General features: G+C 32.8%; 15 protein-coding genes. 10 read left to right on the top strand and 5 right to left on the bottom strand.

The window, feature by feature from the left end:
* Window positions 1-39: 39 nt before the first annotated feature.
* The 5 genes from N1F78_RS06650 to N1F78_RS06630 all read right to left on the bottom strand — a co-directional run bounded on the left by N1F78_RS06650 (window position 40) and on the right by N1F78_RS06630 (window position 4,638).
* Window positions 40-1,524, bottom strand: a complete 1,485-nt coding sequence (locus tag N1F78_RS06650) for an ATP-binding protein (RefSeq protein WP_406685400.1) — start codon at window positions 1,522-1,524, stop codon at window positions 40-42.
* A gap of 322 nt (window positions 1,525-1,846) precedes the next feature.
* The gene (locus N1F78_RS06645; RefSeq protein WP_406685399.1) at window positions 1,847-2,395 is read right to left on the bottom strand and encodes a CopD family protein; all 549 of its coding nucleotides are present in this window, start codon (window positions 2,393-2,395) and stop codon (window positions 1,847-1,849) included.
* Window positions 2,396-2,400: 5 nt separating this feature from the next.
* Window positions 2,401-3,420 (bottom strand): ferrochelatase, encoded by a 1,020-nt coding sequence (gene hemH, locus N1F78_RS06640; RefSeq protein ID WP_406685398.1) that lies wholly within the window; start codon window positions 3,418-3,420, stop codon window positions 2,401-2,403.
* 62 nt (window positions 3,421-3,482) lie between these two features.
* Complete coding sequence (locus N1F78_RS06635) at window positions 3,483-3,644, bottom strand: hypothetical protein (RefSeq protein WP_406685397.1); 162 nt, start codon at window positions 3,642-3,644, stop codon at window positions 3,483-3,485.
* Window positions 3,645-3,738: 94 nt separating this feature from the next.
* The gene (locus N1F78_RS06630) at window positions 3,739-4,638 is read right to left on the bottom strand and encodes a helix-turn-helix transcriptional regulator (protein ID WP_406685396.1); all 900 of its coding nucleotides are present in this window, start codon (window positions 4,636-4,638) and stop codon (window positions 3,739-3,741) included.
* A 191-nt stretch (window positions 4,639-4,829) separates the two neighbouring features.
* On the opposite strand from N1F78_RS06630, the gene hemA reads away from it, so the two are divergent.
* Genes hemA through N1F78_RS06580 form a run of 10 tightly spaced genes read left to right on the top strand, consistent with a single transcriptional unit; the run spans window position 4,830 to window position 13,951 of the window.
* On the top strand, window positions 4,830-6,089 hold the full coding sequence (gene hemA / locus N1F78_RS06625) for a glutamyl-tRNA reductase (protein WP_406685395.1): 1,260 nt from the start codon (window positions 4,830-4,832) through the stop codon (window positions 6,087-6,089).
* Window positions 6,082-7,659, top strand: coding sequence for a hydroxymethylbilane synthase (gene hemC, locus N1F78_RS06620; RefSeq protein ID WP_406685394.1), 1,578 nt, complete (start codon window positions 6,082-6,084; stop codon window positions 7,657-7,659). Before hemA ends, hemC begins: the two co-directional genes overlap by 8 nt.
* Window positions 7,660-7,682: 23 nt before the next feature.
* Window positions 7,683-8,708: a uroporphyrinogen decarboxylase gene (gene hemE, locus N1F78_RS06615; protein ID WP_406685393.1), complete on the top strand. Its 1,026-nt coding sequence runs from the start codon at window positions 7,683-7,685 to the stop codon at window positions 8,706-8,708.
* A gap of 51 nt (window positions 8,709-8,759) precedes the next feature.
* Complete coding sequence (locus N1F78_RS06610; RefSeq protein ID WP_406685392.1) at window positions 8,760-9,518, top strand: EI24 domain-containing protein; 759 nt, start codon at window positions 8,760-8,762, stop codon at window positions 9,516-9,518.
* Window positions 9,508-10,044: a GNAT family N-acetyltransferase gene (locus tag N1F78_RS06605; protein WP_406685391.1), complete on the top strand. Its 537-nt coding sequence runs from the start codon at window positions 9,508-9,510 to the stop codon at window positions 10,042-10,044. The genes N1F78_RS06610 and N1F78_RS06605 overlap by 11 nt, the downstream gene beginning before the upstream one ends.
* A gap of 6 nt (window positions 10,045-10,050) precedes the next feature.
* Window positions 10,051-10,398 (top strand): 5-carboxymethyl-2-hydroxymuconate Delta-isomerase, encoded by a 348-nt coding sequence (locus N1F78_RS06600; RefSeq protein WP_406685390.1) that lies wholly within the window; start codon window positions 10,051-10,053, stop codon window positions 10,396-10,398.
* On the top strand, window positions 10,398-11,300 hold the full coding sequence (gene hemF / locus N1F78_RS06595) for an oxygen-dependent coproporphyrinogen oxidase (RefSeq protein ID WP_406685389.1): 903 nt from the start codon (window positions 10,398-10,400) through the stop codon (window positions 11,298-11,300). Before N1F78_RS06600 ends, hemF begins: the two co-directional genes overlap by 1 nt.
* A gap of 41 nt (window positions 11,301-11,341) precedes the next feature.
* The gene (gene hemB, locus N1F78_RS06590) at window positions 11,342-12,331 is read left to right on the top strand and encodes a porphobilinogen synthase (RefSeq protein ID WP_406685388.1); all 990 of its coding nucleotides are present in this window, start codon (window positions 11,342-11,344) and stop codon (window positions 12,329-12,331) included.
* 25 nt (window positions 12,332-12,356) lie between these two features.
* Window positions 12,357-13,478: a CNNM domain-containing protein gene (locus N1F78_RS06585; protein WP_406685387.1), complete on the top strand. Its 1,122-nt coding sequence runs from the start codon at window positions 12,357-12,359 to the stop codon at window positions 13,476-13,478.
* Window positions 13,478-13,951 (top strand): methylated-DNA--[protein]-cysteine S-methyltransferase, encoded by a 474-nt coding sequence (locus N1F78_RS06580; protein ID WP_406685386.1) that lies wholly within the window; start codon window positions 13,478-13,480, stop codon window positions 13,949-13,951. Before N1F78_RS06585 ends, N1F78_RS06580 begins: the two co-directional genes overlap by 1 nt.
* Window positions 13,952-14,006: the final 55 nt, after the last annotated feature.

The following is a 14,006-nucleotide window of genomic DNA, read 5'->3' as shown; positions in this document are numbered from 1 at the left end:
TGTGTTATATATGGTGAGCTTCCTACTTCTGCAAGAAGATTACTCTTTTGGAAACATAACTTTAAATGTAGTACCCTTATCTTTTATAGATTCAAATGTAATGGTTCCATTATAGGTTTCAACAATATTTTTAACCATTGCTAACCCAAGCCCCATACCGCTAGTTTTAGTAGTAAATTTAGGTTCAAACACTTTATCTTTATTCTCTTCTGATACTCCAGAACCGTTATCTGCAACTGTTAATACTACATTATTATCTTTTGAGGTAACATGAATAGCTATTCTAGGTACCTGGTTTTCTGGAATGGCCTGAATACCATTTTTAACCAAATTAGTTACTACTCTAATAAGCTGAGTTCTATCAAATTTAGCTATTATTTCATCGTAATCTGATGTGAAAACGATATAATCTTCATTAAAAATATCTAAGGCTAGCTTTACAATTTTAACCACATTAAGGGTTTCATTTTGTTGCGCTGGCATTTTAGCAAAATTTGAAAATGCCGAAGCAATAGAACTCATAGTATCTATTTGCTGAATTAAGGTTTTAGTATATTCTTCTAATTTTAAATGAATGTTTTCATCTTCAGGGTTAAACTTTCGCTGAAAATTCTGCACCGTTAAACGCATTGGTGTTAAAGGGTTTTTAATTTCATGGGCTACTTGCTTAGCCATTTCTCTCCATGCCTGCTCTCGCTCACTTTTGGCTAATTGCACTGCACTTTCCTCCAATTCATCAATCATACTATTGTATGAGTTTACTAATATTGAGATTTCCTCGCTAGTGTCATCAACCTCAATTTTTTTATTGCGTTTTTCAAGTCTGGTAGAAATAATTTTATCACTAATAGTTTTTAATGATTTTGTTATGAATTTAGAAAGTAAAAAAGCAATACCTATAGCTGTTAATAGCACCAGTGCAAAGGCAAAAGCAATACGCTTTAAAAACTCAAGAAGTTCTTTGGTTAAAAAATCGTCTTTTTCTAAATATGGAAGATTTAATATTGCTAATGGCTTAGAGTTTTTATCTAAAAGAAAGGTGTATGATGATTGAAATGTTTCTCCGTTTTCTATAAGCTTATGCACATAACGGTGTCTTGAAATTTCTAAAACAGTATTAAACTCAACAGTATTAAAAATATTATTCATAATTTCTGCATCAATGCAGTTTTCTTCAATATCGCCTTGTAAATTGGCCTTTGATGAAATTAGAAGTCCGCCGTCTAAATCATATAAATTTATTTGAAGCTTATGAATATTGGCTATGTTATAAATTTCATCTTTATAAATTAGCGGAATGTTTTCTGTTTTAATTTCCCAAGTATTATAACGCCCATTTAAAAACTGTTTAAGATCTGTTTGGATATTTTGTTCCTTACGTTCTAAACGCCCTTCATGGTAATCTGAACTTTGCTCATTATATTGATATATAGCTACCGCTGAAATAAGTACAGACGCCATTAATACTAGCAATATCATTGCTAAAAAAATGCGAGTACGTAAAGAGAGTTTTCTTAAGTTCATTTAAGATTTTGTTGCATTAAAAGTACATGAATTTTTTCATTTGAATATTCAAAACCCTCAAATGAAAAAAATTATTATGGACTAACAAAGTGATTACTGAAGTAAAGCTAAATTTTGTGAATTATTGAATTCAAAATTTAGTTTTAACTGAAGAAATATAGCAATTATCACACCAAAGAGGCCTAAGGATTATAAAAATTACACTTGTTAAAATTTTCTAAAACAAGTGTGTACTAAGGTTTGAGGCATTTGTTGAAGCTCCCTGACCCAGGAAGGAGCGACCGCTGAAAGCTCAACCCTTAAAGAGAAACACCCTAATAATTTAAGTCTCAGGGTTTTTATCTCTAATACGCTTATATACTTTAAAACCTAACATGATTAAAACACCTAATAAAAGCATACCCATTATACCCCAAATCCAATTGATACTACTTTTTAAAATAACTAAAAAAATAACGGCAAATAGAATGAATGTAGCACCTTCATTCCAAATACGCATAAAGCTAGATGTTTTTTTACAAGTGTCATTTTGCAATTGTTTGTAGTACTTATGCGTTATAATGTGATAAAGGAATAACAACACTATAAAACCAAGTTTTACTTGCATCCAAGATAGCTGCAATAAAGCCGGGTTTAAAATGAGTAACATAATGGCAAAGAGTGTACATAAGATTGCCGATGGCCATGTGATTATGTACCATAGCCGTTTTGCCATAAGTTTAAGCTGCTTACCTAAAATTTCTTTTTCTGGCGATGGTTTATCAAGTGCCTCAACTTGATAAACAAACAATCTTGGAATGTAAAATAAACCAGCAAACCAAGTAATTACAAAAATGAGATGGAAGGCTTTTAGGTAAAAATAGTATTCCATTATATTTAGTTTTCAGACCAATCTGTTATCCATGTGGACAATAAATTTACGAATTCTTGATCATCATTTAAACATGGAATAGTTGTGAAATCATTACCTCCCATTTCATGGAAAATCTCTTGTCCTTCCATAGCAATTTCCTCTAAGGTCTCAAGGCAATCACTAACAAAGGCTGGTGTAACAATTGCCATGTTCTGAACACCTTGTTTACCCAAGCGTTCTATGGTTCTATCTGTATAAGGTTGTAACCAAGGGTCAAACCCTAAACGAGATTGAAAAGATGTTGAATAATTACCTTCTTCTAATTGTAACTTTTCAGCAACTAATCTTGTGACCTCCAAACATTGGTGACGGTAGCAAAACTCATGTGCTTCACTTTTTGTTGCGCAACAACTACCATCTATTTTACAGTGAGATTTAGTTATATCACTTTTTCTTATATGTCGTTCTGGAACACCATGATAAGAAAACAATAAATGTTCGTAATTTTTTCCTTCTAAATGACGTTTTATAGAATTAGAAAGCACTTCAATATAATCCGCCTTATTATAAAATGCTGGAACAGAATCAATTTTTAAATTAGGAAAATGCATATCTCTCAAGGCTTCTGCCTTAACCAAAATAGTTTCTGTAGTTGCCATAGCAAATTGAGGGTATAATGGAAACAATAAAACTTCATCAACCCCTTTGTCTACTAATTCTTGTAAACCTTTTTCAATAGTCATACTTCCATAACGCATAGCTAAAGCAACAGGGACATCAACCTCTTTTTGAATTTTATCTTGGAGACGTTCTGACAAAACAATAAGCGGTGAACCTTCATCCCACCATATTTTTTTATAGGCAACAGCTGATGCCTTAGGACGCGTTTTTAAAATAATTCCTCTTACCAACAACGCTCTTGCTGTGTATGGAATATCAATTACACGTTCATCCATTAAAAATTCGCCTAAATATTTCTTTACATCTTTGGGTTCAGGACTATCAGGTGAACCTAAATTTACAAGTAAAACGCCTTTTTTCATGTTGTAAAAATACAACACAAATTATAAAAAAAACATCTTATTTTATAGATTTAAACTATCCCCTATTTTAGTTTTTGATAATAGCTAATAGGTGGTCTTTTCTCATTATAATCACAATCCTGAAAAATTCCACAGGATGTTGTTGGTCTAACTAATGATTTTTTGTTGGTAGTGCCATTATATTGTTTATATAATGCCTCAATTTCTGGTGATAAAAATTTCATAATTTGGGGGTTTAGATTAGAAATTTCAATTTTTATGTACTCAAAAATAAACAAAAACTTAAAACATAGCAAAATAACCTACAAATTGTAATAATTACAAGTTTAATGACATTATATATTTCTTTGGTGTTGTACCATATTTCTTTTTAAACGCTGCAATAAAATGACTAGATGTGCTATAACCTACCTTATGACCAACTTCATTTACATTATCATCTCCTGCTTCTAAAAGTTTACGTGCAACTTCCATTTTATAATCAAACAAAAAGCTAAATACAGAATCGCCATATATTTGCTTAAATCCTTCTTTAAGTTTTTTTAAACTAAGACCTATTTCATCTGCCAATTCCTGTAAACTAGGTGGTTCTGCCATTCTGGATACAATTATATCTTTTGCTTTTCGAATTTTTATAACATTAGATTCATCTACTAAAAAAGGGCACTGTTCAATATCTGCATCCTCGCTTCTATTAAAATATAAACTTAAAAGTTCATAAGTTTTCCCCTTATAATAAATGCCTTTAATACTGCTATTTAAATTATAGTTAATCAATTGGTTTAACACAATAGCCATTGAAGGTGAAATAACACCATCCTTATAATATTTTTTATCTTTATTTTCTTCATTTAAAAATGAAATATAATCTGCTTCCTGAGAAAATAAGCCGTGAAACTTTTTAATAGAAATTAAAACTGAAACAATCCAGGAATTAGACTCAACAAATAAATTTATTGGTAACTCTCGTTGAGGATTGTATAGTAACAACGAATTCTCTTCATGAATATCTAAGGCATATCGCCCTTGATTAAACATAAATTTAGCGGAACCTTTAACACAAAAATGAAATTGTATGTAAGTACTATCTATATCTTTTTCAACACTTTGAGCAACGCTTTTGTCATTTTTAAAAGTTAAAACTAATACCCCTTCGTCAACTTTAGTCTCATCAAAAGTACTTTGAGCGACATTTTTTATTTCTATTTCTTCTCTCATTTTCAATACTTATTTAGATTTATTCTAGATTACAACATCAAAAACTGCTGATTTCACTGTAAAAATATGACATTTATCATGTTTTTTCCTAAAAGTTCTTCAAAAAACCTAAAACGATATTAAAAGTTCTTTGAGCGTTATTTTCTTTTTAGTGTTGCATATATTTTTGTTCCGCATTATCAGGTATAAGTATGCACAGATATAACATTTCAAAAAGTAAAAACTTTTACGCTATTGGTTTAAGCTATAAAAAGGCTGATGCTGAAATTCGGGGGCATTTTAGTTTAGATGATGATTCTAGAAATACGCTGCTACAACAGGCCAAAGAAAACCATATAGAAAGTTTACTGGTTACTTCTACTTGTAATAGAACAGAGATCTACGGTTTTGCAGAACACCCTTTTCAACTTATAAAATTGCTTTGTGATAATACTCAAGGTACGGTAGATGAGTTTCAAAAAGTAGCCTATGTACATAAAAATAAAGGTGCTATTAGCCACATGTTTAGAGTTGGCTCTGGTTTAGATAGCCAAATTCTAGGTGATTTTGAAATAATTAGCCAACTAAAATCTAGCGCTTTATTATCAAAGAAAAACAATTTACTTAATCCGTTTATAGAAAGACTAGTAAATGCCGTAATTCAGGCTAGTAAACGCATTAAAACAGAAACTGAATTATCTTCAGGTGCAACCTCTGTATCCTTTGCTTCTGTTCAGTATATTTTAAAAACAATTACAGATGTTACTAGTAAAAACATCTTATTATTTGGTACTGGTAAAATTGGCAGAAACACTTGTGAGAATTTAGTAAAACATACCAAGAACGAACATATTACCCTTATTAATAGAACAAAAGATAAGGCTGAAAAAATTGCAGGTAAGTTCAACTTAGTTGTAAAAGACTATGCTAATTTACAGGAAGAAATAAGTAATACTGATATATTAATTGTTGCTACAGGAGCGCACAGACCAACAATAGATAAGCATATTATACAGTCTAAAAAACCATTGTTAATTTTAGATTTATCAATTCCTAAGAATGTTAATGAAAATGTAAAGGAGTTGGAAAATATAAATCTGGTTCATTTAGATTATTTATCTCAACTAACAGATGAAACTTTAGAAAAACGTAAAGCTTACATTCCACAAGCGGAAGCTATTATTGCGGAAATTAATGAAGAGTTTAATGGCTGGTTGGAAACCAGAAAATTTGCACCCACAATAAAAGCTTTAAAACATAAACTTGCTGATTTTGCAACTGCAGAATTAGACACTCAACGTAAAAAACTATCTGACTTTAATGAGACACAAGCAGAAATAATTAGTAAAAATATTGTTCAAAAAATTACTAACCATTTTGCTCATCATTTAAAAGATGATAATAGCTCTACAGATGATAGCTTAGAATTAATAAAAAAAGTATTTCAGCTAGAAGAAACCCAAAATGTCTAAAACCATAAAAATTGGCACTCGTGATAGTGAACTAGCACTGTGGCAAGCCAAAACTGTACAGCAACAACTTGAAAATTTAGGATACAAATCAGAACTAGTTCCTGTTAAATCAACAGGCGATATTGTTTTAGACAAACCGCTTTATGAACTAGGAATAACTGGCATATTCACCAAAACTTTAGATATTGCCTTAATAAATCATGATATAGATATTGCTGTACATTCTCTAAAAGATGTGCCAACTATATTGCCAAAAGGCATAGAACAAATAGCGGTTTTAAAACGTGGTAACGTTAATGACACCTTAGTTTTTAAAGATAATGAAGAATTCTTAGGAGCTAGGGAAGCCGTTATTGCAACTGGTAGTTTAAGAAGAAGAGCACAATGGCTTAACCGGTACCCAACTCATTCCGTAGTAGATTTACGTGGTAATGTAAATTCTCGTCTTGAAAAATTAAAAGATCACAATTGGAACGGTGCCATTTTCGCTGCTGCGGGTATTGGCAGAATTGGTATAAGACCAGATGAAGCAATTAATTTAGATTGGATGATTCCTGCTCCTGCTCAGGGAGCAATTATGATTGCAGCTCTTGGAGAAAATGATTATGCCATAGAAGCCTGCTCTGAGTTAAACCATGAAGAAACTGAGATTTGCACTACCATTGAACGTGATTTTTTAAACAAACTAGAAGGCGGATGTACTGCTCCAATAGGGGCTTTAGCAAGAATAAAAGATGAAGAAGTATCCTTTAAAGGCATCCTTTTAAGTAAAGATGGTTCTAAAAAAATTGAAGTATCTAGAGTTGAGAAACTTGGAAAACATCAAGACATTGCTACTTATGCCTCTAATTACATTCTAGAACGTGGCGGTAAACGCTTAATGGACACCATAAGAAAAGACATTAAAACAGCCAATGTATATTCTACAAAGTCTTTAACAGAAGACCAAAGGTTATTATTTAATGAAAAAGTATCACCTAAAAGTTCAGATTTTATTAAAACCAACCCTAATAGAATTCATAAACGCATAGTAAAAGAACCTATAAATAATGTAATTATTACAAGTAAAAATGCGGTAGATGCCCTGTTAATGAACTTTTCTTCTGAAGAGTTACAATTTAAAAACATTTTCTGTGTTGGTAGGAGAACTAAACGCTTGGTTGAAAAAAGAGTTGGAAAAGTGACACATTCTGAAAAAAACGCCAAAGCTTTAGCTGAATATTTAGTTGAATTTATTGAAGGTACTGAAGTTACCTATTTTTGCAGTAATTTAAGATTAGATGATTTACCAACAATTCTAGAAGAAAATAATATAAAGGTAAACGAAGTAGAAGCTTACCAAACAAAATATGATGGTGTAGAATTAGATGATACTATAAATAGCGTTATGTTTTACAGTCCATCAACAGTTAAAAGTTACAAACAGAAAAACAATAAAGATGTTGTAGCCTTTTGTATTGGTGAAACCACTGCAAAAGAAGCCAGAAAACATTTTAAAGAAGTAAAAATAGCCAAGGTACCAACAGTAGAAAGCGTAATAGAGTTGGTAAATGAGCATTATGTAAAATAGTTACTAGAAACTAACGATTAGTTATGATAAAGAACGATTTATTTTTAAGAGCATTAAAAGGTGAAACCGTAGATAGACCACCTGTTTGGATGATGCGTCAAGCAGGGCGTTATTTACCAGAATTTATAGCTATTCGTGAGAAATATGATTTTTTTACACGTTGTCGTACCCCAGAATTAGCAAGCGAAATTACAGTTCAGCCAATCCGCAGATATGGCATGGACGCCGCTATTTTATTTAGTGATATTTTGGTTATTCCTCAGGCAATGAATATTGAGGTACAAATGAAACCCAATTTTGGGCCATATTTACCTAATCCTGTGCGTTCTCAAAAAGACGTTGATAATGTTATAGTTCCAGATGTAAAAGTAGAATTAGACTATGTATATCAAGGTATAAAAGCGACTAAGGAATTATTAAATAACGAAATTCCTTTAATTGGTTTTGCAGGTTCCCCATGGACAATTCTTTGCTACTGTGTACAGGGACAGGGTAGCAAGAATTTTGATAAAGCCAAAGAGTTTTGTTTTACAAACCCATTAGCCGCTCATCAATTACTTCAAAAAATAACCGATACAACTATTGCTTATTTAAAAGAAAAAGTAAAAGCAGGTGTCAATGCGGTACAAGTATTCGATTCTTGGGGAGGCATGCTATCCCCTACCGATTATCAGGAGTTTTCATGGCAATATATCAATCAAATTATTGAAGCTTTAAAAGACGATGCTCCTGTAATAGCTTTTGGAAAAGGCTGTTGGTTTGCACTAGGTGAAATGGCAAAAAGTAATGCCTCAGCCTTGGGTGTAGACTGGACATGCTCACCACAAAACGCACGTTATTTAACTGGTGGAAATATAACTTTACAAGGTAATTTTGACCCATCAAGGTTATTATCTCCTCCAGCCGAAATCAAAAAAATGGTTACCAAAATGATTAACGATTTTGGCAAAGATAAATACGTCGTAAACTTAGGCCATGGTATCTTACCAAACATACCATTAGACAATGCCAAAGCATTTATAGATGCTGTAAAAGAATATAGCGTTTAAACTTGTAACATACGGTTAGACATGTAGTCTAACAGCTGTAAAATTTAATTTATGATTAAAAAAATATCAGCAGGAATAAAAGCCTATTTCGGAGCCTTTAGTTTAATATCAAAACTAAAACTCTGGAAGTATTTTGCTGTACCTATGCTTATAAGCTTAATTACAGCAATTGTCATTTTCTCTTCGGCTTATGGCCTTTCAGATAATATCGGTGGTATTATTTCAAAAATCTGGATTTGGGATTGGGGTAAGGATACATTTACAGCCATTAGCTCATTTATTGGCGGATTAATTGTTCTAGTTATAGGCCTTATTCTTTTCAAACATATCATTATGGCTCTGTCTGCCCCCTTTATGAGTCCCGTTTCAGAAAAAATTGAAGCCCATTTAACGGGAACTGAACCTCACTCAAATAGAGACACTTCGTTTATGCAACAGTTGTGGCGAGGTATTAGAATTAATGTTAGAAATCTAATGATGGAACTGGTTTTAACAATTCCTATCCTGATTTTAAAATTCATCCCAATAGTCAACATATTCTCAACCATTCTACTATTTATAATGCAGGCATATTATGCTGGCTTTGGTAATATGGATTATACGCTAGAGCGTCATTATGCGTATAGAGATAGTATACAATTTGTAAGGAAACATAAGGGGTTAGCCATTGGCAACGGCATAGTGTTTTTGTTACTTTTATTTGTTCCAGTGATTGGTGTTATTTTAGTACTTCCGCTTTCGGTTACTGCCGCATCGGTTAAAACAGTGGAAACCTTAAACCTAGATAACAAATTACAACATGTTGTTTAGTTCTAACACCTTTACAGTCAACCCCATTAACATCCAAGATTCTTGGAATATTTGCAATTTCGTAAATGCCAATGAAGACCGATTAAGGCGGTATTTCCCAAAAACACTAGCCCAGAATTTAAACCCAGATTTATCTAAATTATTTGCAGAAAAAAAGGTTAATCAGTTTAACAAAAAAGAAGAGTTCTTATTTACACTTCAACCAAAAGAATCCAATAAAATAATTGGATTGATTTACTTAAAGGAGATTGATTGGAATACAAAGCAAGGTGAATTTGCATATTGCATCCATTATGAACATGAAGGGCAAGGTATAACAACCCAGTCTATCAATTTTTTATCTAAATATGCTTTTAAGACTCTTGGTTTAAACATACTTCAAATTATTGTTTATAGAAATAATTTACCAAGTATTGAGGTAGCTAAAAAATGTAACTTTACTTGGATAAAAACATTAGAGAAAGAATATACACCTCCTGGAGAAAACCCATTGGATATGGAATTGTTTGAACTTTATAAAAATTAAACCTATATGCCACATTTTGTAATAGATTGTTCAGAAACCATTTTATCTCTTCAAAAGCCTGAAGACATACTTCAAGAGGTTCACAAAGCAGCGAGCAAGACGCGACTGTTCGACGAAAATGACATCAAAGTGCGCTTAAACCCTTATAAAGAACATTACTTAGTAGGTGGCAAACAAGATGATTTTATTCATGTGTTTTCTAATATAATGGAAGGTAGGACCACAGAACAAAAAGCAACCCTTTCTAATGAAATTGTTAGCGTTCTAAAAGACATGTTTCCAAACATTGATTTTATAGCTATTAACATAAGAGATTTTGAAAAATCTACCTACTGTAACAAAAACATGATTTAATGAAAGACAAATTTTATCAATACATACAAGATTTACAAGATTTTATAACCGTTACGCTTGAAACCATAGATGGAAAAGCCTCTTTTCAAGAAGATATTTGGAATCGTCCGGAGGGCGGTGGTGGAAGAACACGTGTCATTGAAAACGGTAATGTATTTGAAAAAGGCGGTGTAAACATTTCGGGCGTTCATGGTAAACTACCAAAGTCTATGCAAGCTTACTTTAACGTTGGAGATGTAGACTTTTTTGCATGCGGATTAAGCTTAGTGATTCACCCTAAAAGCCCTATGGTACCTACGGTTCATGCCAACTGGCGCTATTTTGAAATGTATGATACTGATGGAACTATTGTTGACCAATGGTTTGGTGGTGGACAAGATTTAACACCATATTACCTTTTCGAAGAAGACGCCAAACATTTTCATGAGGTATGCAAAACAGCCTGTGACAAACACAACCCAGATTTTTACCCAAAGTATAAAGGACGTTGTGATGAATACTTTCACAATGCCCATAGAAATGAGGCACGTGGTATAGGTGGATTATTCTTTGATTATTGTAAAACGTCAGATGATATGACCATGGAGAATTGGTACAACTTTGTAACAGAAGTTGGAGATAGTTTCTTGGATGCTTATGTTCCCATAGTTGAAAACCGAAAAGAATTACCATACACTGAAGCCAATAGGGCTTGGCAAGAAATTAGACGTGGACGTTATGTAGAATTCAATTTAGTTCATGATAAAGGTACTTTATTTGGTTTAAAAACCAACGGCCGCATTGAGAGTATTCTTATGAGTTTACCACCACACGTACAATGGGTTTATGACCATCAACCGGAAGCCGGCAGCGAAGAAGAAAAATTATTAGAAGTTTTGAAAAACCCTAAAGATTGGGTCTAAGAAACTTTTAACTTTGCACTTATAACTTTTAACTTAAAAGTATGTACCCATTAAGAAGAAATAGAAGATTAAGAACCAATGAAGCCATTCGTTCTTTAGTTCGTGAAACAGTTATTACACCTAATGATTTTTTAGTCCCTCTTTTTGTAGTTGAAGGTAAAGGTGTTAAAGATGAAATTCCATCAATGCCAAACTATTTTCGCTACAGTTTAGATTTACTTGGAAATGAAGTAAAAGAACTTTGGAAACTTGGCTTAAAATCGGTGTTACTTTTTGTAAAAGTACCGGATAATTTAAAAGATAATAAAGGAACTGAAGCATTGAATCCTGGTGGATTAATGCAACGTGCGGTTAAAACAGTAAAAAATGCATGTCCAGAAATGTTGGTAATGACCGATGTAGCTTTAGACCCGTATTCTGTATACGGACACGATGGTATTATTGAAAACGGACTAATAATAAACGATGAAACTGCTGAGTTTTTAGCAGAAATGAGTATTTCTCATGCACAAGCTGGAGCTGATTTTGTAGCCCCAAGTGATATGATGGATGGTCGCATTCTAACCATACGAGAGGCTTTAGAAGATGAGGGGTTCATCAATACAGGAATCATGAGTTATTCTGCTAAATATGCTTCAGCATTTTATGGCCCTTTTCGTGATGCCTTAGATTCTGCACCAGTGGATTTAGTAGATATACCCAAAGACAAAAAAACCTATCAGATGGATTTTGCCAATAGGTTTGAAGCAGTTCGTGAAACCGAAATGGATATTGATGAAGGCGCAGATATTGTTATGGTAAAACCTGGTATTTCATATTTAGATATTGTTCGTGAAATTAAAAATGATGTAGAAGTTCCTGTGGCGGTTTATCAAGTATCTGGTGAATATGCTATGATTAAAGCTGCCGCCGAAAAAGGCTGGTTAGACCATGACCAAATCATGATGGAAACAACCATGGCCTTTAAACGTTCTGGCGCCGATATCATTGCATCTTATTTCGCTAAGGATGTTGTGAAATTACTTTCGTAAATTAGCATTCAACAAAAATCTATTAATGGGACTACTTATTTTTTACGGCGTTATATCAATTTTCTTTTCATTTTTATGTTCAATTCTTGAGGCCGTTTTACTAAGTGTAACACCTACTTTTATTAATGTTAAAAAGAAAGAAGGCAAAGCCTATGCCTTAGAATTAGAAATATTAAAAAAAGATGTAGACCGTCCCTTAATTGCTATATTAACACTTAACACCATTGCACATACTGTAGGAGCAATTTTGGTTGGGGTACAAGCAAAGGTAGCCTATGTAGAAATGTATGGTAGTAAAACATCATCGCTTTTTGGTATAGAATTTACTGAAGAATTAATGGTTGGTATAGTATCATCAATAATGACCATTTTAATTTTAGTGGCTTCAGAAATAATTCCAAAAACCATAGGAGCAACTTACTGGAAAGGACTGGCTAATTTTACAACTATTGCTTTAAAAGTACTTATTTTCCCTCTTAAGTGGACTGGCATTTTATGGTTATTACAACTTACCACAAAACTAATTGGCGGTAAAGGGCATCACGGAAGTGTTTTAAGTAGGGAAGATTTTCATGCCATGGCAGATATGGCTGAAGAAGAAGGGGTTTTTCAAGAATCTGAAAGCAAAGTCATTAAAAACCTATTAACTTTTAAAGAGGTAAAAGCCAAAGATGTTATGACTCCTAGAACCGTAATGAAAACCGAAAGTGAAACTACCACAGTTGAAGAGTTTTTTAGTAAAAATCTCAATTTGCGCTTTTCAAGAATTCCTCTTTTCACTAATGAGCCAGATAACATTACTGGACTTGTGCTTAAAGACGAAATATTCAAGGAAATGGCGTTGGATAACAACAGAAAAAAACTTTCAGAATTAAAACGTGATATTATTGTTGTTAACAGGAATTTACCAATTCCTACCTTATTTGAAAAATTGGTTGAAACTAGAAATCACATGGCTTTAGTGGTTGATGAATACGGATCTGTAAGTGGCCTTGTTACTATGGAAGATGTTATAGAAACCCTGCTAGGTCTTGAAATTATGGATGAAAGTGATAATGTTTCTGATCTACAACATCTTGCAAGGAAAAGTTGGGAATCTCGGGCTAAAAAATTAGGTATTTTAAAAGAAGATAAGCCAGAAGAGTAATGGAAACCTGTATTGTTAATACACCTCTAGGATACACTAAAATTGTTGGTGATTCTGATGGCATTACTTCTGTAACAGTACTGAATACTGACGAAAAAATAACAGACATTTTACCCGAAGTTCTTGAAGACTGTGCTATTCAACTTAAAGAATATTTTGAAGGGGTTCGCAAACAATTCAGTTTAAAATTAAATCCACAAGGAACCGATTTTCAAAAGAAGGTATGGAATCAATTAGAGCAAATTCCATACGGTAAAACCATCTCCTATCTAGAACTTTCTAAACAATTGGGTGATGTAAAAGCTATAAGAGCCGTTGCTAATGCTAATGGTAAAAATCCGTTTTGGATTATTGTACCTTGTCATCGTGTAATTGGTTCAGACGGTAGTTTGACCGGATATGCTGGAGGCTTACACCGTAAACAATGGTTGCTTAACTATGAAAGTCCTTTTAAACAACTGTCACTTTTTTAATGTTTATTAAAGCATAGAATTTTCTTATATTTAGTTTCTACATTAAAATTACTGG

The organism is Seonamhaeicola sp. MEBiC01930 (assembly GCF_045277075.1).
Classification (GTDB): Bacteria; Bacteroidota; Bacteroidia; order Flavobacteriales; family Flavobacteriaceae; genus Seonamhaeicola.
Note: the sequence above shows the minus strand (reverse complement) of the source record. Positions and strands in the feature narration are given on the sequence as shown.

Excerpts from the sequence above, each read along its gene's own strand:
- N1F78_RS06585 (WP_406685387.1), top strand. The coding sequence starts at position 12,357 with ATGGGACTACTTATTTTTTACGGCGTTATATCAATTTTCTTTTCATTT.
- N1F78_RS06610 (WP_406685392.1), top strand. The coding sequence starts at position 8,760 with ATGATTAAAAAAATATCAGCAGGAATAAAAGCCTATTTCGGAGCCTTT.
- N1F78_RS06630 (WP_406685396.1), bottom strand. The coding sequence starts at position 4,638 with ATGAGAGAAGAAATAGAAATAAAAAATGTCGCTCAAAGTACTTTTGAT.
- hemA (WP_406685395.1), top strand. The coding sequence starts at position 4,830 with ATGCACAGATATAACATTTCAAAAAGTAAAAACTTTTACGCTATTGGT.
- N1F78_RS06600 (WP_406685390.1), top strand. The coding sequence starts at position 10,051 with ATGCCACATTTTGTAATAGATTGTTCAGAAACCATTTTATCTCTTCAA.
- hemF (WP_406685389.1), top strand. The coding sequence starts at position 10,398 with ATGAAAGACAAATTTTATCAATACATACAAGATTTACAAGATTTTATA.
- hemE (WP_406685393.1), top strand. The coding sequence starts at position 7,683 with ATGATAAAGAACGATTTATTTTTAAGAGCATTAAAAGGTGAAACCGTA.
- N1F78_RS06645 (WP_406685399.1), bottom strand. The coding sequence starts at position 2,395 with ATGGAATACTATTTTTACCTAAAAGCCTTCCATCTCATTTTTGTAATT.
- hemH (WP_406685398.1), bottom strand. The coding sequence starts at position 3,420 with ATGAAAAAAGGCGTTTTACTTGTAAATTTAGGTTCACCTGATAGTCCT.
- N1F78_RS06650 (WP_406685400.1), bottom strand. The coding sequence starts at position 1,524 with ATGAACTTAAGAAAACTCTCTTTACGTACTCGCATTTTTTTAGCAATG.
- N1F78_RS06580 (WP_406685386.1), top strand. The coding sequence starts at position 13,478 with ATGGAAACCTGTATTGTTAATACACCTCTAGGATACACTAAAATTGTT.
- hemB (WP_406685388.1), top strand. The coding sequence starts at position 11,342 with ATGTACCCATTAAGAAGAAATAGAAGATTAAGAACCAATGAAGCCATT.
- hemC (WP_406685394.1), top strand. The coding sequence starts at position 6,082 with ATGTCTAAAACCATAAAAATTGGCACTCGTGATAGTGAACTAGCACTG.
- N1F78_RS06605 (WP_406685391.1), top strand. The coding sequence starts at position 9,508 with ATGTTGTTTAGTTCTAACACCTTTACAGTCAACCCCATTAACATCCAA.
- N1F78_RS06635 (WP_406685397.1), bottom strand. The coding sequence starts at position 3,644 with ATGAAATTTTTATCACCAGAAATTGAGGCATTATATAAACAATATAAT.